At 63.9% G+C, this 22903-nt stretch carries 24 protein-coding genes; 14 read left to right on the top strand and 10 right to left on the bottom strand.

The window, feature by feature from the left end; genetic code table 11:
• Position 1: 1 nt before the first annotated feature.
• Positions 2-769, bottom strand: a complete 768-nt coding sequence (locus tag D4754_RS00120) for a sulfite exporter TauE/SafE family protein (protein WP_121060441.1) — start codon at positions 767-769, stop codon at positions 2-4.
• A gap of 145 nt (positions 770-914) precedes the next feature.
• On the opposite strand from D4754_RS00120, the gene D4754_RS00115 reads away from it, so the two are divergent.
• Positions 915-2603, top strand: coding sequence for an acyl-CoA dehydrogenase family protein (locus D4754_RS00115; RefSeq protein ID WP_121060439.1), 1689 nt, complete (start codon positions 915-917; stop codon positions 2601-2603).
• A 283-nt stretch (positions 2604-2886) separates the two neighbouring features.
• Here the strand turns inward: D4754_RS00115 and D4754_RS00110 are convergent, their stop codons facing one another.
• The gene (locus D4754_RS00110) at positions 2887-3210 is read right to left on the bottom strand and encodes an ArsR/SmtB family transcription factor (RefSeq protein WP_121061543.1); all 324 of its coding nucleotides are present in this window, start codon (positions 3208-3210) and stop codon (positions 2887-2889) included.
• Positions 3211-3238: 28 nt separating this feature from the next.
• On the opposite strand from D4754_RS00110, the gene D4754_RS00105 reads away from it, so the two are divergent.
• Positions 3239-4078: an alpha/beta fold hydrolase gene (locus D4754_RS00105; RefSeq protein WP_240453694.1), complete on the top strand. Its 840-nt coding sequence runs from the start codon at positions 3239-3241 to the stop codon at positions 4076-4078.
• A 65-nt stretch (positions 4079-4143) separates the two neighbouring features.
• Here the strand turns inward: D4754_RS00105 and D4754_RS00100 are convergent, their stop codons facing one another.
• The gene (locus tag D4754_RS00100; RefSeq protein WP_121060434.1) at positions 4144-5742 is read right to left on the bottom strand and encodes a phosphoenolpyruvate carboxykinase; all 1599 of its coding nucleotides are present in this window, start codon (positions 5740-5742) and stop codon (positions 4144-4146) included.
• A 389-nt stretch (positions 5743-6131) separates the two neighbouring features.
• Between D4754_RS00100 and D4754_RS00095 the strand changes: the two genes are divergently transcribed.
• The 7 genes from D4754_RS00095 to D4754_RS00065 all read left to right on the top strand — a co-directional run bounded on the left by D4754_RS00095 (position 6132) and on the right by D4754_RS00065 (position 11824).
• The gene (locus D4754_RS00095) at positions 6132-6830 is read left to right on the top strand and encodes a response regulator transcription factor (protein ID WP_121060432.1); all 699 of its coding nucleotides are present in this window, start codon (positions 6132-6134) and stop codon (positions 6828-6830) included.
• A gap of 24 nt (positions 6831-6854) precedes the next feature.
• On the top strand, positions 6855-8534 hold the full coding sequence (locus tag D4754_RS00090) for a sensor histidine kinase (protein ID WP_121061542.1): 1680 nt from the start codon (positions 6855-6857) through the stop codon (positions 8532-8534).
• Between the two features lie 80 nt (positions 8535-8614).
• Positions 8615-9046 carry an HPr kinase/phosphorylase gene (locus D4754_RS00085; RefSeq protein WP_121060429.1) on the top strand — a complete coding sequence of 144 codons (432 nt, stop codon included), beginning with the start codon at positions 8615-8617 and terminating at the stop codon, positions 9044-9046.
• Complete coding sequence (rapZ, locus tag D4754_RS00080; protein WP_121060427.1) at positions 9043-9930, top strand: RNase adapter RapZ; 888 nt, start codon at positions 9043-9045, stop codon at positions 9928-9930. The genes D4754_RS00085 and rapZ overlap by 4 nt, the downstream gene beginning before the upstream one ends.
• Before the next feature lie 6 nt (positions 9931-9936).
• Entirely contained in the window at positions 9937-10329 is a 393-nt protein-coding gene (locus D4754_RS00075; protein WP_121060425.1) for a PTS sugar transporter subunit IIA, read from the top strand.
• 63 nt (positions 10330-10392) lie between these two features.
• Positions 10393-10662, top strand: a complete 270-nt coding sequence (locus D4754_RS00070; protein ID WP_121060423.1) for an HPr family phosphocarrier protein — start codon at positions 10393-10395, stop codon at positions 10660-10662.
• 250 nt (positions 10663-10912) lie between these two features.
• Complete coding sequence (locus D4754_RS00065) at positions 10913-11824, top strand: lysophospholipid acyltransferase family protein (protein WP_121061541.1); 912 nt, start codon at positions 10913-10915, stop codon at positions 11822-11824.
• A 118-nt stretch (positions 11825-11942) separates the two neighbouring features.
• On the opposite strand, the gene D4754_RS00060 is transcribed toward D4754_RS00065, so the two are convergent.
• A complete protein-coding gene (locus D4754_RS00060; protein WP_121060421.1) occupies positions 11943-12818 on the bottom strand; it encodes a 3-hydroxybutyryl-CoA dehydrogenase in 876 nt (291 codons plus the stop codon).
• 169 nt (positions 12819-12987) lie between these two features.
• Here D4754_RS00060 and D4754_RS00055 point away from each other — a divergent pair, with 169 nt between their 5' ends.
• Positions 12988-13815 (top strand): DUF6473 family protein, encoded by an 828-nt coding sequence (locus tag D4754_RS00055; RefSeq protein WP_163025731.1) that lies wholly within the window; start codon positions 12988-12990, stop codon positions 13813-13815.
• A 75-nt stretch (positions 13816-13890) separates the two neighbouring features.
• On the opposite strand, the gene D4754_RS00050 is transcribed toward D4754_RS00055, so the two are convergent.
• The gene (locus tag D4754_RS00050; RefSeq protein ID WP_121060417.1) at positions 13891-14817 is read right to left on the bottom strand and encodes an electron transfer flavoprotein subunit alpha/FixB family protein; all 927 of its coding nucleotides are present in this window, start codon (positions 14815-14817) and stop codon (positions 13891-13893) included.
• Entirely contained in the window at positions 14817-15575 is a 759-nt protein-coding gene (locus D4754_RS00045) for an electron transfer flavoprotein subunit beta/FixA family protein (protein WP_121060415.1), read from the bottom strand. The genes D4754_RS00050 and D4754_RS00045 overlap by 1 nt, the downstream gene beginning before the upstream one ends.
• 281 nt (positions 15576-15856) lie before the next feature.
• Between D4754_RS00045 and D4754_RS00040 the strand changes: the two genes are divergently transcribed.
• Positions 15857-16336 (top strand): GyrI-like domain-containing protein, encoded by a 480-nt coding sequence (locus D4754_RS00040; protein ID WP_121060413.1) that lies wholly within the window; start codon positions 15857-15859, stop codon positions 16334-16336.
• Here D4754_RS00040 and D4754_RS00035 read toward each other — a convergent pair.
• The 4 genes from D4754_RS00035 to D4754_RS00020 form a co-directional block, all read right to left on the bottom strand.
• Entirely contained in the window at positions 16333-16905 is a 573-nt protein-coding gene (locus D4754_RS00035) for a cob(I)yrinic acid a,c-diamide adenosyltransferase (protein ID WP_121060411.1), read from the bottom strand. The two genes, D4754_RS00040 and D4754_RS00035, sit on opposite strands and share 4 nt — an antisense overlap.
• A gap of 2 nt (positions 16906-16907) precedes the next feature.
• Positions 16908-17114 (bottom strand): twin transmembrane helix small protein, encoded by a 207-nt coding sequence (locus tag D4754_RS00030; protein WP_121060409.1) that lies wholly within the window; start codon positions 17112-17114, stop codon positions 16908-16910.
• Positions 17115-17213: 99 nt separating this feature from the next.
• Entirely contained in the window at positions 17214-18044 is an 831-nt protein-coding gene (locus D4754_RS00025) for an SDR family NAD(P)-dependent oxidoreductase (RefSeq protein ID WP_121060407.1), read from the bottom strand.
• 53 nt (positions 18045-18097) lie between these two features.
• The gene (locus D4754_RS00020) at positions 18098-18754 is read right to left on the bottom strand and encodes an SH3 domain-containing protein (protein WP_121060405.1); all 657 of its coding nucleotides are present in this window, start codon (positions 18752-18754) and stop codon (positions 18098-18100) included.
• A 177-nt stretch (positions 18755-18931) separates the two neighbouring features.
• On the opposite strand from D4754_RS00020, the gene D4754_RS00015 reads away from it, so the two are divergent.
• From D4754_RS00015 to D4754_RS00005, 3 genes are all read left to right on the top strand, one after another.
• Positions 18932-21286 carry a DNA topoisomerase IV subunit A gene (locus D4754_RS00015; protein ID WP_121060403.1) on the top strand — a complete coding sequence of 785 codons (2355 nt, stop codon included), beginning with the start codon at positions 18932-18934 and terminating at the stop codon, positions 21284-21286.
• Positions 21287-21379: 93 nt separating this feature from the next.
• Positions 21380-22075, top strand: coding sequence for a hypothetical protein (locus D4754_RS00010; protein ID WP_121060401.1), 696 nt, complete (start codon positions 21380-21382; stop codon positions 22073-22075).
• A 146-nt stretch (positions 22076-22221) separates the two neighbouring features.
• On the top strand, positions 22222-22903 hold a 682-nt coding region (locus D4754_RS00005; RefSeq protein ID WP_121060399.1), incomplete at its 3' end, for a GTP-binding protein.

Here is a 22903-nt window from a genome sequence, read left to right as displayed (position 1 = left end):
CTCACCCCATCAACGCGCGGCGGACGAGGTTCAGGCCGGCGATCGTCAGCACCGCCAGCGTGACTTTGCGAAACTGGTCCTGATCGATCCGGTCATGGATCTTGCCGCCGATCCACGTGCCCACCAGCGCCGGAACCAGCAGCGCCACCGACAGGGGCAGCGTCGACCATCGCAGCACGCCGGACCCGATATGGGCCGAGACCAGCATCACCGCGCCAATCCCGTAGATCACGCCCTGAATGCGGACCTGATCCGATTTCGGCGTGTTCAGCGCTGTCAGGTAGAGCACCGTAGGCGGCCCCCAGACACCGGACAGCCCGCCGATAAAGCCCGCGATACCGCCGATCACGGTTTCGATCCAGGTCCTGGGCTTGTCCAAGGTGAAGCGCAGGCCAAACAACTGGATCAGCGCGAAGATCGAAATCGGGACGCCGATCATCAGGAGGAACGTCTTGACCGGCAGGAGCATGACAAGCTGGGCCGAGATCAGCAGACAGATCCCCATGGCGATCAGGAACACCCGGAACCGCACGACCGAGGACATTGCCGCACTGGGGCCCTGCCGCAGGGCTTGCCACACATTCGTCGCCAAAGTGGGCAAAAGCAGGCCAGCCAGCGCCAGATCGGGGGCAAGGAACAAGGTCAGCCCGGAAATCAGGATCATCGGCATGGCGAATCCCACCATCCCCTTGATCAGACCGGCCAGAAGGGCGATCCCGAAGGCGAAGACAAGTTGTACCGGGGTGATGAGTTCGAGAAGCCCTGTCATGATGCTTCATTGCAGCAATGAGGTTGGGCAGTGCAAGCAAATAGCGCGCGCAACTTTCAGTCTGATATGGCTAACATGGCGTATTTATGTTGCGCTGCACCTGCGAAATGACTAGGTGCATCTGGACGAACAAAGGATGTGATTCATGGCCCATGACGGACAGGACGTAACCCTTTCTTCCGGGAACCCGGTACTGCCCGGCCTGCTTGAGCTGACGGCCGCCGCCGTGGCTCCGGCCGAGGCGATCCTTGAGGCGGCCACGGCGAAACTCCGGGACGCGGTGAGCGTTGACGGCAAGGCGTCCGTCGCCCGCGTGGAAGCGGAACAGACCGGCACCCATGGGCTCGCGTGGTTGGCCACCTATGTCGAAAGCCTGCGCCAGATGCAGGCGTGGGGAGAAAGGCTGTCGGCCGAGGGCAAGTTCGGCGAGGCGGAACAGCTGCTGCTGCAGATCGCGTTCGGCGAATACCTCTGGCAGATCTACGGCGGCATCGCCATGAACCAGGGCGAGATCGTGCGCCTGCAGGACATGGGGCTTGCGCAGGACGAGATGGGCGCGCTGATGGCACCGGCCGTCATCACGCTGACCCAGACGGGCAACACACAGGCCGCACGGACGCGGCTGGTGGAGCTGCTGGTCGAACAGAGCGCCAACACCACCTTCGGCAATACCGGGCTGGACGAAGAGCTGGAGATGATCCGCGAGCAGTTCCGCCGTTATGCGGTGGAAAAGGTCGAACCCTACGCCCATGAGTGGCACCTGAAAGACGAGCTGATCCCGATGGAGATCATCGAGGAGCTTTCGGAAATGGGGGTCTTCGGGCTGACCATCCCGGAAAACCTTGGTGGTCTGGGCCTGAGCAAGGCGTCGATGTGCGTCGTCTCGGAAGAACTGTCGCGCGCCTATATTGGCGTCGGTTCGCTGGCGACGCGGTCCGAGATCGCGGCCGAGCTTATCCTTGCCGGCGGCACGGACGACCAGAAGGAAAAGTGGCTGCCGCTGATCGCTAGCGGGGAGATCCTGCCGACGGCCGTCTTTACCGAACCGAACACCGGGTCCGACCTTGCACAGCTGCGCACGCGGGCGGTGAAAGACGGTGACGATTACGCGATCACCGGCAACAAGACCTGGATCACCCACGCGGCGCGGACCCACGTGATGACGGTGCTGGCGCGGACCGATCCGGGATCGAAGGACCACCGCGGCCTGTCGATGTTCCTGGCGGAAAAGACGCCGGGCACCGACGAGGATCCGTTCCCGACCGAGGGCATGACGGGCGGCGAGATCGAGGTGATCGGCTACCGTGGCATGAAGGAATACGAGCTGGGCTTCGACGGCTTCAAGGTGAAGGGCGAAAACCTTCTGGGCGGCGTCGAGGGGCAGGGCTTCAAGCAGCTGATGCAGACGTTCGAGAGCGCCCGCATCCAGACCGCGGCCCGCGCCATTGGCGTGGCACAGGCGGCACTGGATCTGGGGCTGCAATACGCGCAGGATCGCAAGGCCTTCGACAAGCCGCTGATCGCGTTCCCGCGGGTGTCGAGCAAGCTGGCGATGATGGCGGTGGAGATCATGATCTCGCGCCAGCTGACCTATTACTCGGCGGCCGAGAAGGATCAGGACCGGCGCTGCGACCTGGAGGCCGGCATGGCCAAGCTTCTGGGCGCCCGCGTGGCCTGGGCCGCGGCCGACAACGCATTGCAGATCCACGGCGGCAACGGGTTCGCCATGGAATACAAGATCAGCCGCGTCCTGTGCGACGCGCGGATCCTGAACATCTTCGAAGGCGCGGCCGAAATCCAGGCGCAGGTGATCGCCCGCCGCCTTCTGGGCTGACGCCCGACACCGGACGGAGGAGAGGAGACGCCCCGGGCTTCGGCCCGGGGTTTTTCGTTTCAGGGTCCGTACGCGCGCGCCCCGGACGGCCCGCCCACCCTCCCACCGGCTGGAAACCGGGGCGTTTCCAGCCTCGCCGCCCGGGGCGCGCGCGGCGCCAGGAGTCCGGGCGGTGTTCCGGCGTGCCTGTTTGGTGCCTCCGGCGGGAGTATTTGGGGAAGAGAAGAACGGGCGGGCTCGGCAATCTGTCGACCGGGCTTGAGGCGGTCACGGTTTCGCGTCCTTACCTGATGGCAGAGGTTACGAACAATTCCTGCGCCAGCCACGCTAGGTAGTCGCCGATCGCATGTTCATCGCGTTGGCAGTAGGACCATTTCAGATGTTTTTGCACCTTGATGAAGCCTGCCTGCCTGAGGATGTCCAGATGCCGGCTTGCGGTGGGCTGCGCGATGGACAGGGCATCGGCAATCATTGTCATGCAAACGCCGAACTTGACCGGATCGGCAGACCATTGTTTGCCAAAGTGCTTTTCCGGCTCGGCCAGCAATCGGAGAATCTTCAGTCGCGGTTCGCTGGCCATGGCCTTGATTTGGGTTGATCTGTCCATGGTCGCCATCATATCGTCATTTAGCTAAATGACAATGCGAGTCGCTGCGATGCTGGACCTTCCGAATACCGCCGTCATTGACGGGAATTCCGTGCGTTGGGGGAGGATCGGGAGCGGACCGCCGCTTGTCGCAATCCATGGCACGCCGTTCTCGTCGCAGGTCTGGCGCCGGATCGTGCCGCACTTTGCCGACCGGAGAACGGTCTACTATTTCGACCTGTTGGGCTATGGCCTGTCGGAAAAACGGGAAGGCCAGGATGTGTCGCTGGCCGTGCAGAACAATGTGCTGGCCGCCTTGTTCGCGGAATGGCGCCTGGAGCGTCCGGACGTTCTGGCGCATGATTTCGGCGGGGCGACGGCCTTGCGGGCCTACTATCTGAACGGTCTGCGCTATGCGTCCCTCACGATCTTCGATGCTGTGGCTCTTGCCCCCTGGGGGTCGCCGTTCGTGCAGCATGTCCGTCAGCACGAAGCGGCCTTTGCCGGGATGCCGGATTACATGCACCGTGCGCTTCTGCGCGCCTATCTTCAGACATCGGCGCACTGTCCGCTGCCCGAGGACGTCCTGGAGATCTACAGCGCGCCCTGGTTGGGTCCGGTCGGCCAGGCGGCATTCTACCGGCAGATTGCGCAGATGGATCAGCGGTTCACGGACGAGGTCGAGGGACGATATGGTCCCATGGATTGCCCTGTGGCCGTGCACTGGGGAGAACAGGACGATTGGATTCCGCCAGAGAAGGGAGAGGCGCTTGCGACCTTGATTTCGACCCGCCCGCCGATCCTGATCCCTGAAGCCGGGCACCTGGTGCAGGAAGATCGCCCCGAGGTCATCGTGGCGGCCGTGTTGAACAACCTCGCCAGAGGCTGATCGGCGGGAAAAAACGAAAACGCCCGGTCAATGGACCGGGCGTTCTTGCAATGTGGTGCCGGCGATCAGCCGATGGCGACGGCTTTCACGTCGTCGTCGATGTAGGGAACATACTGTTCGAAGTTGTCGGCGAACATCTGCACCAGCTTGGCCGCCTGCGTGTCATAGGCGTCCTTGTCGTCCCAGGTGCGGCGCGGATCCAGCAGGACCTCGGCCACGCCGGGCACATCCACCGGCACTTCGAAGCCGAAGTTCGGGTCCTTGCGGAATTCCACTTCCGACAGCGAGCCGTCGAGCGCCGCCGTCAGCAGTGCGCGGGTGGCGCGGATCGGCATGCGCGAGCCGGTGCCGTAGGCGCCGCCGGTCCAGCCGGTGTTCACCAGCCAGCAGGTGGCGCCGTGCTGGTCGATCTTTTCACGCAGCAGGTTGCCATAGACTTCCGGACGGCGCGGCATGAAGGGCGCGCCGAAGCAGGTCGAGAAGGTGGGCTCGGGCTCGGTCACGCCGCGCTCGGTCCCGGCGACCTTCGAGGTGAAGCCCGACAGGAAGTGGTACATCGCCTGCGACGGGGTCAGGCGCGCGATCGGGGGCAGCACGCCGAACGCATCGCAGGTCAGCATGATGATGTTCTTGGGATGCCCGCCAAGGCCGCTTTCCGACGCGTTCGAGATGTAATCGAGCGGGTAGGCGCAGCGCATGTTGGCCGTCAGCGACGTGTCTTCGAAATCAAGGTCCAGCGTTTCCGGATCGAAGACCATGTTCTCGATCACGGTGCCGAACTTTTCGGTCGTGGCATAGATCTCGGGTTCGGCTTCCGGGGAAAGCGAGATCGTCTTGGCATAGCAGCCGCCTTCGAAGTTGAAGGTGCCGCGGTCCGACCAGCCGTGTTCGTCATCGCCCAGCAGGGTGCGGTTCGGGTCGGCCGAAAGCGTGGTCTTTCCGGTGCCCGACAGGCCGAAGAACACGGCGGTGTCGACCGGGTTTCCGATGGCGTGATTGGCCGAGCAGTGCATCGGCATGATGCCCTTTTCCGGCAGCAGGTAGTTCAGGAGCGAGAAGATCGATTTCTTGTTCTCGCCCGCATATTCGGTGTTGCCGATCAGGATGCGCTTCTTGTCGAAGTGCATGGCAATGACGGTTTCCGACCGGCAGCCGTGCTTTTCGGCGTCTGCCTTGAAGGTCGGGCAGTTGATCACGGTCCAGTCGGCAAGAAAATCGTCCAGAGCGGAACGCTCGGGGCAGCGGAACATGTGGCGGATGAAGAGTCCGTGCCACGCAAGCTCGGTCACCAGGCGAACACGGATCGAGCAGGTGGGGTCGGCGCCGGCGACCATGTCCTGCACGAAGTATTCGTGGCTTTTCATATGCTCGAGCATGTCGGCTTCGAGCACGTCGAACTTGGCCGGGTCCATCTCGGCGTTGTTTTCCCACCAGATGCTGTCGGCCACGCTGTCGGTCTTGACGACGTGCTTGTCCTTCGGCGAACGGCCGGTGAACTGGCCGGTCGACACAAGGAACGCGCCGCCCTTGCCCAGCGTGCCTTCGCTGTTCGCGATCGCGGCCTGCACCAGCGCCGGTTCGATAAGGTTGTAGTGGACCTTCTCGACACCTTCGATGCCCTGATCTTCGAGGCGGAAATTCGGGTTGACCCGTCCGGATGTCATGCGCGTCGTCTCCTGTGCCGGCGTAAATTCTGTCGCGGGGACATATCGGTCCATCGCCGAGCCGTCGCCAATTCGACAGTTCCGAGACCGATGCGAGCTTCCTTACCATGGCGGTTAAACGCATGAAAAGGACGGTATTTCGTAGTTAGCGCCATCAATTGCAGGTTAGCGCCATCAGTGAGGCCGGCAGCGTGTGGGCGGCGAAACCCTGCCGGATCGCTGTTGCCGAAAGGCGGACAATTTACAGAACACCGCCTGAAGTTAGGAAAAAAGTAACACTTTGCCGCCGGAATCGGATCGGCAAGCGGGGCTGTTTCCTCGGCATCCCGGTTGATTCGCCGGGAGCAGTCCGATTGCAGGAAATAAGGCAATCAACCTGGGGCAACCGCATGTCGCGCATAGCATTGGTGGACGACGACAGGAACATCCTGACATCCGTCGCCATGACGCTCGAAGCCGAAGGATTCGAGGTCGAGACCTATCACGACGGGCAGGCCGCGCTGGATGCGTTCAACCGCAGCCTGCCGGACATGGCCGTGCTCGACATCAAGATGCCCCGGATGGACGGCATGGACCTGCTCCAGCGGCTGCGCCAGAAGACCCGGATGCCGGTGATTTTCCTGACCTCGAAAGACGACGAGATCGACGAGGTGCTGGGCCTGCGGATGGGCGCCGACGACTACGTGAAGAAGCCGTTTTCGCAGCGGCTTCTGGTGGAACGGATCCGCGTGCTGCTGCGCCGGCAGGACCCGCAGCCAGCCGGGGGCGACGACGGGCCGGACCGCACGGTGCTGGACCGTGGCGACCTGCAGATGGACCCGGCCCGCCATGCCGTCAGCTGGAAGGGCCGCGACGTGAGCCTGACGGTGACGGAATTCCTGCTGCTGGAGGCGCTGGCGCAGCGGCCCGGCTTCGTGAAGAGCCGCGATCAGCTGATGGACGTGGCCTATGACGATCAGGTCTATGTCGACGACCGCACCATCGACAGCCACATCAAGCGGTTGCGCAAGAAGCTGCGGTCGGTCGATCCTGCGTTCTCGGCGATCGAGACGCTGTACGGCATCGGCTACCGCTATATCGAGGTCTGAAGCCGCGTGGTCAGCCTTGCCGACATGCCCGACCGATCCAAACCCGCCCCGCAAGGGGGCGAGGATGCGCTGGACGACGACTGGGCGAACGCCGGCCCGAACCTGGAACGCGACGAAACCCGGCGCGCCGGGCGGCGGATGTTTTCGCTCAGGGCCTCGCCGCTGACGCGCAAGATCGTGGCGCTGAACCTGATCGCGCTGAACATCCTCGTGGCGGGGATACTCTTCCTGAACGCCTCGCGCGAAAGCCTGGTGGTGCAGCACGCGCGCATGCTGACCAGCGAGGCGCAGTTGATCGCCAACGTCATCGAAGCGCGCCTGCCGCCGGACGGAGTGCCGGGCCGGGGTTTCGATGTCGGACCCGCGCTTCTGGCGCTGGATCTGCGCGAGGGGCTGGATGTCTTCGTCTTCGATACAGGTGACGCGCTTGTGGGGCGTGTACGGGGAACGCATCCCGCCCCGTTGCTGCAGGCGCTGGATGCGCGGTCCGATACGCCGACGGTGATCAGCGATGCGCTGGCGGCCCTGTCCGGCGTCGCAGCGTCGCTTGGTCCGGCCCGAGATACCCGGGCCGAGCCTCCGCTGCCGGTTCAGCTTCACGCGCTCGTCGGGCAGGCGATGTCGGACGGGCTGCAGATCGACACCCGGCTGGAGACGACGGCGGGCCGTGTCTTTGCCGCCGTGATCCCGATTCCGGGCGCGGGCGCCGTGGCGGTGACCAGCCCTTCGGGTGAAATCGACGCGCTGGTCCGGCGAGAACGCGAACGGGTGTTGCAGATGTTCGTGATCGCGATCCTCGTGTCGGTCGGGCTCAGCCTTGTGCTGGCGTCGACGATTGCCAACCCGCTGGCGCAACTGGCCGAAGCGGCGGAACTGGGCCGCGACCGGGACAACCGCAAGCGCCGGTCGGGGCGCATCCGCATCCCCGACCTGACGGATCGGCCGGACGAGATCGGGCGCCTGTCGGGGGCTTTGCGGGGGATGGTTGCCGCGCTTTACAACCGGATCGACGCGAACGAACAGTTCGCCTCGGACGTCGCGCACGAGATCAAGAACCCGCTGGCCAGCCTGCATTCCGCCGTGGGGACGCTCCGCCTGATCAAGGACGATGACCGGCGGAACCGCTTGCTGGACGTGATCGAACATGACGTTCGGCGGCTGGACCGGCTGGTCAGCGACATCTCCAACGCCTCGCGGCTGGATGCGGAACTGGTGAAGGAGGAGGAGCAGGAATTCGATCTGCGGGTCATGCTCGACAACCTGAATTCCTTCCTTGGCGAAGACGCGCGCGCCAGGGGGATCGACTACATCACGGACATGCCGGGTGAACCGATCCTGATCCACGGTCTGGAGGCGCGGCTGGCGCAGGTTTTCGTGAACCTGATCTCGAACGCGATTTCCTTCTGCGAGGACGGCGATGCCATCCGCGTCTGGGTGCGCAAACGCGAAAACCGGGTCCTGGCGGTGGTCGAGGACACGGGCCCCGGCATCCCGGACGAGGCCCTGTCAACGATCTTCAAGCGCTTCTACTCCCAGCGCCCGGCCGAGCATTTCGGCAACAATTCCGGCCTTGGGCTCGCGATCTCGAAACTGATTGTCGAGGCGCATGGCGGCGTGATCTGGGCTGAAAACATCCGACCCACGGAAACCGACATCATGTCGGAACCCCTCGGCGCGCGGTTCGTGGTGGGTCTTCCGGTGTAGACGGCAGGAATTTGGTAGCGCTTTTGTGGCAGGCTGCGACTATTCCCGCTGGGTGACCCGGGGGATGAAAGCGGACGACCATGCCGGAAGCGAAACAGGAAACAGTCCATGCGACCTGCGTCGCCACGGATACGGGCGGCGTCCTGATCCTGGGCGCGTCAGGCAGCGGCAAGTCGGGGCTGGGGCTGGCGCTGATGGCGCTGGGCGCGCGGCTGGTGGCGGACGACCGCACGGTGCTGGAGCGCCGGGGCGATGACGTAATCGCCAGCGCGCCTGAGACCATCCGCGGCCTCATCGAAGCGCGCGGCATCGGTATCCTGCACGCCCCGGTGGCGGCAGAGGCGCGGATCGCCCTTGCCGTGGATCTTGACCGTGTCGAGGCGCACAGGCTTCCCCCGGTGCGGACGATCACGCTGATGGGGCAATCTGTGCCCTTGCTTCACAAGGTCGACAATGTCCATTTTGCGGCAGCAATACTGCACTATCTCGCGTGGGGGAGACGCGAAGAATGATGGCGCCTGTGCCGATACCTGACATCTCGCTCGTTCTTGTCACCGGCCCTGCGGGCGCCGGGCGGTCCACTGCGATCAACGTGCTGGAAGACCTGGGGTACGAGGCGATCGACAACATGCCGCTGGGCCTTCTGCCCCGGCTTTTCGACGGGCCCACCCGGCCGTCGCATCCCATGGCCCTGGGGATCGACACCCGAAACCGCGACTTTTCGACAACAACCTTGCAAGAACTGATCATCGAGTTGCGGACGCTTTCGGGCACCGAACCGGCCCTGCTCTACCTCGATTGCGGGGCGGAGGTGCTGTTGCGCCGCTATTCCGAAACCCGCCGCCGCCACCCCATGGCCCGCGGCGAAACGCCCGAACTTGGCATCCAGCGCGACCTTGAGCTGCTGGCCCCGCTGCGCGACCGGGCGGACATCCTGATCGACACGTCCGACCTGAACGTCCACCAGCTGCGGGATGAGTTGAAGATGTGGTTTTCGGCTTCGGAAACGGGGTCACTGGCGCTTTCGGTGCAGTCTTTCTCGTATAAACGCGGTCTCCCGCGCGGGGTCGACATGATTTTCGACTGCCGGTTCCTGAACAATCCGTACTGGGTTCAGGCTCTCCGCACGCTGGATGGCCGCGATCTGGCGGTGCAGGACCACGTCCGGGGCGATGCCCGCTATGCCGGCTTTTTCGACCGGGTTCTTGACCTTTCAAGGATGCTGCTTCCGGCCTTTGCCGAGGAAGGAAAGTCGCATCTGTCCATCGCCTTCGGGTGCACGGGTGGGCAACACCGGTCGGTGACGCTTGCCGAAGCGCTGGCGAAGGCCCTTGCAGCCGATGGCCGCCAGGTGTCAATAAGACATCGGGAATTGGAGCGCCGGCAGAACGGGTAGGCACGGGTGATCGGGATCGTCATCGTCGCACATGGCGGATTGGCGCAGGAGTACCTCGCCGCCGTGGAACATGTGGTTGGTGCACAGACCGGCATGCGTGCCATTTCCATAGAGCCCGACCACGATCGTCACCTGAAACAGTCCGAGATCTGCGCCGCCGCCGACGCCGTCGACGAAGGCGACGGGGTGGTTCTGGTGACCGATCTGTTCGGTGGTTCGCCATCCAACCTGTCGCTGCGCGCCTGCGCGCCGGCCAACCGGCGGATCATCTACGGGGCCAACCTGCCGATGCTGATCAAGCTGGCCAAAAGCCGCCGCCTGCCGGTGGCAGACGCCGTAGCCGGTGCCCTGGAAGCCGGGCGCAAGTACATCAACGCACAGGATGTCCGCGCCGATTAAAGCATATACGGCGCGCTCGCGGCCCGGCAGGCCGACGGCAACCGGGTCGAAAGGAAGAAGAACATGGCGAATCGCACGCTGGAGATTATCAACGAAAAAGGCCTGCATGCGCGGGCCTCTGCAAAGCTGGTCGAGGTGGTTGAGCGGTTTGATGCCCGTGCCAAGGTGTGCCGCGACGGCATGTCCGCTGCAGGTGACAGCATAATGGGACTTTTGATGTTGGCAGCCTCCCGGGGAACGACTATTGACGTTCAGACGGACGGACCCGAGGCCGAAGCACTAGCCGATGCATTGGAAGCCTTGGTGAAAGACAAGTTTGGCGAAGGGTATTGACCGGAACCCGTCGCGCTACGCGGTAGCTGACGGGGTGCAATGCTGAAACCGAACCATTTTGCGGACCCCGCGCGCGGCCTGCAGGATCGGATCGGAGGACAGCCTGAAGGCGCTGATGGCAGAGCGGTCGCACGGCGCGATTTCTGTTATGGTGTCAAAGGCAGGAACTGATTGGTGAACGCCCGTGGTTGACAGCTTTCACAATTCTCCCAGGGCGCCGCGCCGCGGCAACCCGGGTATGGCGAACGGCATGGTTCAAGGCGACAGCAAGGGCCTTGGCCTGGGGAAGAATGCACGCCGCAAGGCCGACGCCCCGGCGTCGAATGACCTGGTCGACTTCAAGCAGTACGACCGGCGGAGCCTTTCCTATGCCAGCACGTTCGAGGACCCCTGGAAAGCCAGCCTGATCCGCGCCATCGAACTGGTGTCGGGCAAGCTGACGGTCCTGCGCCTGATCCGCGAATTCGAACGCCGCGGGGCTCCGCGCGGGCAGGCGTTCTGGCGGGCCTGTCTGGATGTGATGGGGATCGAACTGACGACCCCGCAGTCGCAGCTGGACCGTATCCCGAAAGAAGGCCCGGTGATCGTGGTCGCCAACCATCCGCACGGTATGGTCGATGGCATGATCTTCGCCGACCTTATCGGTCGCGTGCGCCCCGACTACCGGATCCTCACCCGCTCTCTGCTGACCTCGCTGGACGAGGTCGCGGGCTCGTACATGATCCCCGTGCCGTTCCCGCACGATCCGGACGCGCAGCGCAAGGGCGTGGAGATGCGCGCCAAGGCGATGGACCACCTAAAGGACGGCGGCGTCGTGGCCCTTTTCCCGTCGGGCGTCGTGGCGCATTCCGAAGGCTGGTGGGGCCCGGCGGTCGAGGCGGAATGGAACGTGTTCACCGCCAAGATGATCCGCAGGTCTGGCGCGACCGTGGTGCCGATGCGGTTCCCGGGCGCCAATTCGCGGATCTACCAGATCGCCAACCAGATCTCGCCCATCCTGCGCCAGGGCCTGCTGCTGCACGAGATCGTCCACGCGCTTAACAAGCCGCAGGGGCCGATCGTGGGCGAACCGTTGTCGAAGGATCAGGTCGACAGCTGGGCCGACGATCCGCGCGGCTTCATGGCGTGGTTGCGCCAATACACGCTTTCGCTGCAATCCTGAAGCGCATCGCGGAACATCTCGTCCCGCAAATGTTCTGGAAAACTGGTGTGAAGACTGTTCAGGAACGGTCTTCCAGCAACGCCGTCACGGTCGCGCCCTGAAAGACCGACCCGCAGCCTCAGCGCGTGGGGACCGGCGTGTCGCCCCGGTAATCGTAGAATCCGCGCTGCGTCTTGCGGCCAAGCCAGCCGGCTTCGACGTATTTCGTCAGCAGCGGACAGGGGCGATATTTCGTATCCGCCAGCCCGTCGTGCAGCACGTTCATGATCGCAAGGCACGTATCCAGCCCAATGAAATCCGCCAGCTCCAGCGGCCCCATCGGATGCGCGGCGCCCAGTTTCATGGACGTGTCGATGCTTTCGATCGATCCCACGCCTTCGTACAGCGTATAGACCGCTTCGTTGATCATCGGCATCAGGATCCGGTTGACGATGAAAGCCGGGAAATCCTCGGCACTGGCCGAGGTCTTGCCCAGGCGTTCGACCACTTCCCGGCAGGTATTAAAGGTCGCTTCGTCGGTGGCGATGCCGCGGATCAGTTCGACCAGCTTCATCACCGGCACCGGGTTCATGAAATGGAACCCCATGAAGCGTTCCGGCCGGTCGGTCCGGCTCGCCAGCCGCGTGATCGAGATCGACGATGTGTTCGACGTCAGGATCGTGTCCGGTTTCAGGCTGGGCAGCAGGTCCTCGAAGATCGCCTGCTTGACGCTCTCGCGCTCGGTCGCGCTTTCGATCACGAGGTCGGTCTGCCCGACATCCGACAGGGTCAGCGACGTCGTGATCCGGGCCAGCGCCGCCTTCACGTCATCCTCGGAAATCGCCCCGCGCGAAGCCTGGCGATCAAGGTTCTTTTCGATGACCGACTTCGCCTTGTCGAGCGCATCCTGGCTGACATCGTTCAGCAGAACATCGTAGCCCGCCAGCGCCATCACGTGGGCGATACCGTTGCCCATTTGTCCGGCGCCGATCACGCCTACCGTCTTGACCGCCATGACCATCCTCCTGTGCCGCGCTGCAGCAGATGGCAGGACCCTATGGGCATCCGCCCGGCACGACAATAGTCGAGAATTGCGCAGTTTCGCGTCAAATGCGCCTTTTAGCAGCTTGGTAAGACCTGTGCCTCATTCTCGCCCCTGGGTGAGAATCAAATTGGTGGGAAACATGAGCTTTCATGTGAACAGCGCGGGGGCGCTGGCGGGTGAGTCGTGCGACTATGGCACGTCCAGACTTCAATTTCGTGGACCGCAGCGGCCGCTCGATGAGCCGTACATGGCCGTCCTTGGCACTTGCGAGACCTTCGGCCGCTTCGTCCAGACGCCCTTCGCGGCGCTGGCCGAGGACAAGCTGGATATGCCGGTCGTCAATCTTGGCGTCGTCAATGCCGGGCTCGACAGTTTCCTGCGGGATGACAAGGTCATCGACATCGCAAAGAGAGCGCAGCGTGTCGCGGTCCAGACGATGGATCCGCAGAACCTGTCGAACCGTCTGTACCGTGTGCATCCGCGGCGGAACGACAGGTTTCTTGCGCCGTCCGAGCTGCTGCGCCAGTTGTACCCGGATTTCGACTTCACCGAGATCAACTTCACGAAAGACCTGCTGCAGCGCCTGCACGATCACGCGCCGGAGCGTTTCGACATCGTCGAGGCCGAGCTGCGAAAGGCCTGGACAGCCCGTATGCGCACGCTGCTGGGCGATCTTCGGAGCCGGGCCGTGGTGATCCGGATCCGGTATCGCAACCGGATCAAGGTGGCCTGGGAGGTCGATGTCAGCGACCGCATGTTGGCCGACCTGAAAGATTGTTCGTCCGGTATTGTCGATGTCGCGGTCGACAGTGCGGCCGATGCGGGCGAACTGGACGCGATGCAGGCGGGCTCTCTGCCGCAGCCCGCGGCCGCGGCGCTGACCGGCCCGTCAGGCCACCGTGCCATTGCCGCCGAACTGGCCCGCGCCCTGCAGACCGATCCCGAGATCGCAGCGCTCTACGCATGAAAAAGCCCGCCGAAAGGCGGGCTTTCCCAACAGATTTACCCGTAGGGTGCGTGGTCCCCACGCACCTTCCGCGGTTTACAGTTTCTCGGTCAGTTCCGGGACGGCTGCGAACAGGTCCGCGACCAGGCCGTAATCGGCAACCTGGAAGATCGGCGCTTCTTCGTCCTTGTTGATCGCGACGATGATCTTCGAATCCTTCATGCCCGCCAGGTGCTGGATCGCGCCCGAGATGCCCACGGCCACGTAGAGGTCCGGCGCCACGACCTTGCCGGTCTGGCCCACCTGCCAGTCGTTCGGCGCATAGCCCGAATCGACCGCCGCGCGCGAGGCGCCGACTGCCGCGCCCAGCTTGTCCGTCAGCGCTTCGATGATGGCAAAGCTCTCCTCGGATCCAACGCCACGGCCGCCCGACACGACGATGCCCGCGCTGGTCAGCTCCGGACGGTCGCTTTCGGCGACCTTGTCCTCGACCCATTCCGAAAGTGTCGGGAAGTCCGGCAGCGTCGCGGTTTCGACCGTGCCCGAGCCGCCTTCGCCCACGGCATCGAAATTGGCCGTCCGCACCGTGATCACCTTGGTCGCGTCCGACGATTTCACCGTCTGGATCGCGTTGCCGGCATAGATCGGGCGTTCGAACGTGTCGGCATCGACCACGCCGGAGATGTCCGAGATCACCATCACGTCAAGCAATGCCGCCACGCGGGGCATGATGTTCTTCGCGTCGGTGGTCGCGGGCGCCATGATGTGATCGTAGTCGCCGGCCAGCGACACGATCAGTGCCGCGGTGGCTTCCGCCAGGCGGTGGCCCAGGGCGGGATCTTCGGCGACAAGCACCTTCGACACGCCGTCCAGTTTCGCGGCCGCTTCGCCCGCAGCGGCGGCGGATGCGCCGGCGGCCAGAACGGTCACGTCGCCCAGCGACTTGGCAGCGCTCAGCGCCTTGCCGGTCGCATCGGCAGAAAGTTCACCATCGGTGATTTCGGCAAGCAGAAGAACAGCCATTACACAGCCCCCACTTCTTTGAGTTTCGCTACCAGCTCGTCGACCGAGCCAACCATGATCCCCGCCGCGCGGCCCGCGGGTTCGGAGGTTTTCACGACCTCGAGCCGCGGCGTCACGTCGACGCCGTAATCGTCCGCCGACTTCTCATCCAGCGGCTTCTTCTTCGCCTTCATGATGTTGGGCAGCGACGCATAGCGCGGTTCGTTCAGGCGCAGGTCGACGGTGACGATGGAGGGCATCGTGACCTTGATCGTCTGCAGACCGCCATCCACTTCGCGGGTGACGACGGCGTGCTCGCCATCAATGTCCAGCGCCGAAGCGAAGGTCGCCTGGGACCAGCCCATCAGCGCCGACAGCATCTGGCCGGTGGCGTTCATGTCGTTGTCGATCGCCTGCTTGCCGCAAAGCACGAGGCCCGGCTGCTCTTCGTCGATGACACCCTTCAGGATCTTGGCGACGGCGAGCGGTTCGATGTCGTTGTGCACGTCCTCGGACGCCACGACCAGGATCGCGCGGTCCGCGCCCATGGCGAGCGCGGTGCGCAGGGTTTCCTGCGCCTGCTTGACGCCGATGGAGACGACGACGACTTCTTCGACCTTGCCGGCTTCTTTCAGACGGATGGCTTCTTCGACCGCGATTTCGTCGAACGGGTTCATCGACATCTTGACGTTGGCAAGATCGACCCCGCTGCCATCCGCTTTGACACGGACCTTCACGTTATAGTCGATCACGCGCTTGACAGGGACCAGGACCTTCATGGGCGTCTCTCCTTGGTGTTGTGGCACGAGCCCGGTCGACTCGCGGTACATGGGATTTGCCTGTTGATAACGGGCGATTTCTCCGGGTTACAGAGTTATTCCCGGGCTCAAACAGGATTGTCGCCGCGTAATCAAGCCGTCACAGCCCAAGATGCGGCGATGTGAAACGGTATTTCGCAGTGCGGAATGGTCATCGGGACCTCTGTCGGGCGGCTTTCGTTGTCTTGAGCGGGCATCACGGATAGAGTGGTTTCATCGTCTGGTTGCGGGAGGATTGGCCGATGACCACGTGCGAACCGGTAGAGATCGTGTCGTGCCCCGAGCGTTATGCCGTGGGGACGGTGCAGGACTATACCATGGACACGCGGCAACTGATCGGCGCGCAATGGCACGCCTTTTTCGAGCGCGGATACGACATTCCCGACACGGTGGACGGGGCGATGCTGGGCATTTCCTTCGGTCAGGACATCCATGGCGGGTTCCATTATGCTGTTGCGCGCGAGGTTTCCCCGGTGCCCGACGCCGTACCCGAGGGCACGAGCGTCATCACCCTGTCGGCGGGGGACTATGCCGTGCTGCGGGCCAGGGGGCCCATGGCGGAACTCCCGGCCTCGTTCGACTGGCTCTTCACCGAATGGCTGCCCGGTTCGGACTACGCGATGCGCGACGGCGCCGTGGTGGAACACTACCCGTCTGACGCCGACCCCTATGCCCCGGAAACGCCCTACGAGATCTGGGCGCCGGTGCAGGCGAAACCCTAGCGGTTCGCGCCCGGGACCCATAGCACATCGGCCTTGCCATCGTCATTGGCGATACGGGCGGCGACAAAGAACCAGTCGCTGAGGCGGTTGAGGTACCGCACCGCTTCAGCGTTCACGGCTTCCCCCGCGGCGAGATCGACCACCAGCCGTTCGGCACGGCGGGCCACGGTGCGGCAGACGTGAAGATGCGCCGACGCCGCCGATCCGCCCGGCAGGATGAAACTGCGCAGGGGCTCCAGCCTGGCATTCATCGCGTCGATTTCATGTTCAAGCCGAGTGACCTGTTCGGCCACGACACGCAGGGGCGGGTATTCGGCATCGGCGTCCTTGGCGATGTCGGGGTTGCACAGGTCGGCGCCCAGATCGAACAGATCGTTCTGGATCCGCGACAGCGCTGCATCGACCTCCGCATCGGCGTGCAGGCGTGCGACGCCGAGGGTCGAGTTCAACTCGTCCACCGTGCCGTAGGCCGAGACACGGACAGACGGTTTCGGGACGCGGGCGCCATTGCCCAGGGCGGTTTCGCCCTTGTCGCCGGTGCGGGTGTAGATCTTGGACAGGACAACCATGCTCAGTTCCCCGACATGCCGCGGACCATGACAAGCGCCACGATCAGAACGACGGCGATGAACTGGAACAGGATGCGCAGGCGCATCATCTTGTTGCCGTAGTCCTTGTTGAACTTGCCGCCCTTGGCATAGCCGCCCATGCCGATCACCAGCACCACGACGACTGCCGCCATGGCGATCAGTACCGCGATGAAGAGTACTTGTTCCATGCTGTTCTTCCGCCCCCGTGTGGTGTGCGTGTGTCATGTGCGTTCGGTAGGGGATCTAGTCGCTTTGACCCGAAAAGCGAACCGGATTCGAAACCTGCCTCAGATCTTCAGGGTGATCCAGTCCGCCACCCGGGTAGGCAGGATGCCGCGCATGTTCAGGCTGAACCGGGCCGGGAAGGTCACGGCATAGCGTGCCCGGGGCCGGCCTGTTTCCAGCGCGCGGCGCAATTTGGCGGTGACCGCGGCGGGGGCCAGTTCGAATGGATCGGGGCCGGATTCGCCATAGAGGCGGGGGATCATCCTGGTCTCGTAGGCCGCGCGCCGGTGGGAGGATTTCCAATCGACGTACTTTTCGAAGTAATGGATCCCGTTGCGGCGGAACATGGTGGTGATCGGGCCGGGCTCGATCAGGACGACGTGAATGGGTTCGTCATGCAGTTCCATCCGCAGGGTATCGGTATAGCCTTCCAGCGCGTGCTTCGTGGCTGTGTAGGCCGCGCGCCACGGCATGGCGACAAGGCCAAGGTTCGATGAACAGTTCACGATCCGCCCATACCCTTGCGCGCGCATCACCGGGATGACCTTGCGGGTCAGCGTATGCCAGCCAAAGAAATTCGCCTCGAAAATCGCGCGAAGGCCGTCCGTGGGCAGGTCTTCCACCGCCGCGAGCAGGGGATGCGCGCCGTTGTTGAACAGCGCGCCCAGCGTGCCGCCTGTCGCCTCGAGTGTCTGTGCCAGACCTTCGTCGATGCTGGCCTCGTCGGTGTAGTCGATCCGCGGGCTTTCGAAGCCTTCGGCGCGCAGGGCCTCGCAATCCTTTTCCTGCCGGCACGACGCGAAGACGCGCCAGCCGGCGTCACGCAGGCCAAGTGCCGCGTCGCGGCCTATGCCGGACGAACAGCCGGTGATCAGGATGGATTTCTGCTGCATGGACCCTCCGCTGCCCGAAGTAGTGGCGCGTATAGGCTTTGGGTGCAATGCGCTTAGCCGTTGGGTGGCGACACGAGGTTCGCCGCGACATATCCCAGCAGATCGTTTTCGACCGTGCGGAGCATCAGCCAGCCCGACAGGGGTTCGCCCACGACGCGGACCGGGGTCCCCTGGTCCAGCTTGGCCACGACCGAAAAGCCCGTGCCCGGGCCGCCGCGCACGTTGACGCGGGCCGCGGCGATCTTGCGAATGCTGGGATCGGTTTCGACCGCTACGTCCTCCTGGATCGCTTCGTCGTCCTCGTCGGCCGCGATGGTGTTGCCTGACGCCAGGGCGGACAGGCCGGCCGTCGTCAGGCCCGAAAGCGTGGTGCCGGTGGCGTCAAACGTCGAAAGCCGGGTCACGGGGGTGTCCGCGCCCGGATCCGTCTCATCCGTGTTGGCGAGGCTGAAAATTTCGGCCTTGGGTCCGAGGTCAGGCTGCGCCACGGGCTGGGGCGCCGGCTTCGGCGCGGGGGCTGCGACCTTCACGGCGGCAAGGGATTGGGACGAGGGGCCGGGAACCTGCCGGGCGGTGTTCGGTTCGGTGGCGGGGGCCGGGGCAAGTTCGACCGACCGGCGGACCTGCACCGGTTCGAAATCCTCACCACCGCTAAGCTCGTAGAAAGCCCACGCCATGATCAGGAAAGACGGGATCAGCAATCGAAGCATTGGAACCCCCCTGAGGTCTGACACGCTGTCGGCCGGAACCTGCCAACCCACACAGCATACGCACGCCGACGATTCGCGGAAGACTTGCCGCCGAATCCATAAGAATCTGCTTTAATTGTGCTTTTCTCGTCCGGGTCCCCGTTTACGCGGGCCGTCTGGCGAAGTATCACAGCATCTATGAGCGACAAGACCGACGACCCCAAGATGATGCCCCCCGACGGCCTGCCAGCTGCCATTGCCGAGCCGTTGCGCCGGGCAATTGGTGAGCGATATCTTACCTATGCGCTGTCGACAATCATGCACCGCGCCCTGCCGGACGCGCGCGACGGGCTGAAACCGGTCCATCGGCGAATCCTTTACGCGATGCGCGAATTGCGACTGACCTCGACGGGCGGCTTCCGGAAATCGGCCAAGATCTCGGGCGACGTGATGGGCAACTATCACCCCCATGGCGACGGCGCGATCTACGATGCGATGGCCCGCCTCGCGCAGGATTTCAACGTTCGCTACCCGCTGGTCGACGGGCAGGGCAACTTCGGCAATATCGACGGCGATAACCCCGCCGCCTCGCGGTATACCGAGGCGCGGCTGACCGTCGTGGCCGAGGCGCTGCTGGAAGGTCTGAACGAAGACGCCGTCGATTTCCGCGAAAACTATGACGGCACGCTGACCGAACCCGTCGTCCTGCCGGCCGAGTTCCCGAACCTGCTGGCCAATGGCTCCAGCGGGATCGCTGTGGGCATGGCCACGAACATTCCGCCGCATAATATCGTCGAGCTGTGCGACGCCTGCCTGTACCTGATCAAGACGCCCGACGCCCGTGACGACACGTTGCTGAACTTCATCCCCGGCCCCGATTTCCCGACGGGCGGCGTGATCGTGGAAGATCGCGAATCGATCGCCCAAGCCTATCGCACCGGCCGCGGCGGGTTCCGCTTGCGGTCTCAATGGGAGATCGAAAAGCTTGATCGTGGCGGCTGGCAGATCGTCGTGACCGAGATCCCCTACCAGGTTCAGAAATCGAAGCTGATCGAGAAGCTGGCCGAGGTGATCCAGTTGAAGAAGGTGCCGATCCTGGCCGACGTGCGTGATGAAAGCGCCGAAGACATCCGGATCGTGCTTGAACCAAGGTCGAAGAATGTCGACGCCGAGGTGCTGATGGGCATGCTGTTCCGGAACTCGGAACTGGAAGTGCGCATTTCGCTGAACATGAACGTGCTGATCGACGGGCTGACGCCCAAGGTCTGTTCGCTGAAGGAGGTGCTGCGCGCCTTCCTCGACCACCGGCAGGACGTGCTGCAACGCCGCTCGCGACACCGGATGGAAAAGATCGACCACCGGCTGGAAGTGCTGGAAGGCCTGATCGTGGCCTTCCTGAACCTCGACCGCGTGATCGACATCATCCGCTACGACGACGAACCCAAGGCCGCGCTGATGCGCGAGGTCTGGGGCCGCGACTTCCCCCGCGCGATGACCGAGGCCGACTACGTTCCGCCCGCCCCGCGCGAGGATCATTCCCTGACCGACCTTCAGGTCGAATCGATCCTGAACATGCGCCTGCGCGCCTTGCGGCGTCTGGAAGAGATGGCGCTGCTGACCGAACAGTCCGCCCTGATGGAAGAACGCGCCGATCTGGAAGACCTGCTGTCAGATCACGATCTGCAATGGGCGCGGATTTCCGATCAGCTGAAGGAAACCAAGAAGAAGTTCGGCAAGAATTACGCCGGCGGCGCCCGCCGGTCGCGCTTTGCCGAGGCCGGTGTCGTGGAAGACGTGCCGCTGGAAGCGATGATCGAACGGGAACCGATCACCGTGGTCTGCTCGCAGATGGGCTGGATCCGCGCGATGACCGGCCATATCGACCTGAACCGCGAGCTGAAGTTCAAGGACGGCGACGGCCCGCGTTTCATCTTCCACGCGGAAACGACCGACAAGCTGGTGCTCTTCGGCTCGAACGGGCGATTCTATACGCTCTCGGCCGCCACGCTGCCCGGCGGGCGGGGGATGGGCGAACCCGTCCGCCTGATGGTAGACCTGCCGAACGAGGCACAGATCATCGACCTGTTCCTGCACAAGCCCGACCGCAAGCTGCTGGTCGCCTCCAGCGCCGGCGACGGGTTTATCGTGCCCGAGGTCGAAGTGCTGGCGCAAACCCGCACGGGCAGGCAGGTGCTGAACGTGAAGGACGCCGTCACGGCCCGGATCTGCCGACCGGTGGCGGGCGATCATGTCGCCGTCGTGTCGGAAAACGGCAAGCTGCTGGCCTTCCCGGTGACCGAACTGCCCGAAATGGGCCGGGGCAAGGGCGTGCGGCTGCAGAAGTACAACATGGCCCGCGGACGGCAGGGGGCGCTTGAGCTGGATGGTGGCCTGTCGGATGTCACGACCTTCGATCTGGCCACGGGGCTCAGCTGGTCTGCTTCCGGCGGCCGGACCCGGACCGAGGCCGACATGTCGCCCTGGATCGCCAAGCGCGGCGGTGTCGGCAAGCGTCCGCCACACGGTTTCCCGCGTGATTACAAGTTCTCCTGAACGGGCGGCGCCCCGCCATCATACATGCACGTATTTGCGTGCAGGGGCGCGCTGGGATAATGGTGTCTCGCCACATCAAAGACGGACCCATTCATGAGAAGACTTCGCCTTTCGTTCGCCGCCCTTCTGGCCGTTGTCGCGCTGGTGGCCTGTTCGCATCAGGACATCCCGCTGGCGCAACAGCCGAAAGTGCCGCTCGGCTCCTTCAAGCTGGGCCACGTGATCGTCATCGCGGACAAGATGCGGAAAGGGCCGGTCTCGCGCACGGCGACGAAGCAGGAATGGGTGTCCTCCCTCAAATCCGCCGTCACGGCGCAGCTGTCGCGCTATCAGGGCGACCAGTACTACAATTTCGGGATCTCCGTCGAAGGCTATGCGCTGGGGCCGCAAGGGGTGCCGCTGCTGTATAACCCCCGGTCGCTTCTGATCATCCGCGTCACCGTCTGGGACGACGCCTATTCGAAGAAGCTGAACGAAAAGGTGCACCAGATCTCGGTTTTTGAAGACGGGACAAGCGAAACCTTCGTCGTGGGTTCGGGCGGCGTGCGCACCAAGGCGCAGCAGATGGCGGGGTTGTCCGCCAACGCCGCGGAAAAGATCGAGGACTGGCTGGCCGAGATGCACGAGACCAACGGCTGGTTCGACGCGCGTCCCGACGGCAAGGCCGGCGACCGGCCGCGGATGCGGGGCGGCCCGGAAGAAGACGCGGCGCGCGCGGCCGCGCATCAGGGGTCGGAAACCGCCGGTCCCGTTGCAATCAAGCTGCCCGCGACCCCGACAGGCGAGTAAGGGATACGGGCCTGGTCTTAGGGTATATCCCGCGTCCAAGTCCGCTTGATTTTCCCCTGCGAACCAAATATGTCGCGCGCGCATGATGGAAACCCCGGGCGCGCACAGGGACGCGCGCCCCCCAGACAGATAAAAGGCGCCCGACGATGGCAAAGGCAAAGTTCGAACGTAATAAGCCGCACGTGAACATCGGCACGATCGGTCACGTCGACCACGGCAAGACGACGCTGACGGCAGCGATCACCAAGTATTTCGGCGACTTCAAGGCCTATGACCAGATCGACGGCGCGCCGGAAGAAAAGGCGCGCGGGATCACGATCTCGACGGCGCACGTGGAATACGAGACGGACAACCGTCACTACGCCCACGTCGACTGCCCCGGGCACGCCGACTACGTGAAGAACATGATCACGGGTGCGGCGCAGATGGACGGCGCGATCCTGGTCGTGAACGCGGCCGACGGCCCGATGCCGCAAACGCGCGAGCACATCCTGCTGGGCCGCCAGGTCGGCATCCCGACGATGGTCGTCTACCTGAACAAGGTCGACCAGGTGGATGACGAAGAGCTGCTGGAACTGGTGGAAATGGAAGTGCGCGAGCTTCTGTCTTCGTACGAATATCCCGGCGACGACATTCCGATCATCCCGGGCTCGGCCCTGGCTGCGCTGGAAGGCCGCGATCCGGAAATCGGCGAGGAATCGATCAAGAAGCTGATGGCCGCCGTCGACGAATGGATCCCGACGCCGGAGCGCGCCGTGGACCAGCCGTTCCTGATGCCGATCGAAGACGTGTTCTCGATCTCGGGCCGCGGCACGGTTGTGACCGGCC

It is taken from the genome of Chachezhania antarctica (assembly GCF_003646465.1).
GTDB classification, from domain to species: domain Bacteria; phylum Pseudomonadota; class Alphaproteobacteria; order Rhodobacterales; family Rhodobacteraceae; genus Chachezhania; species Chachezhania antarctica.
The sequence above is the reverse complement of the archived record's forward strand: the minus strand, read 5'-3'. Positions and strand labels throughout refer to the sequence as shown.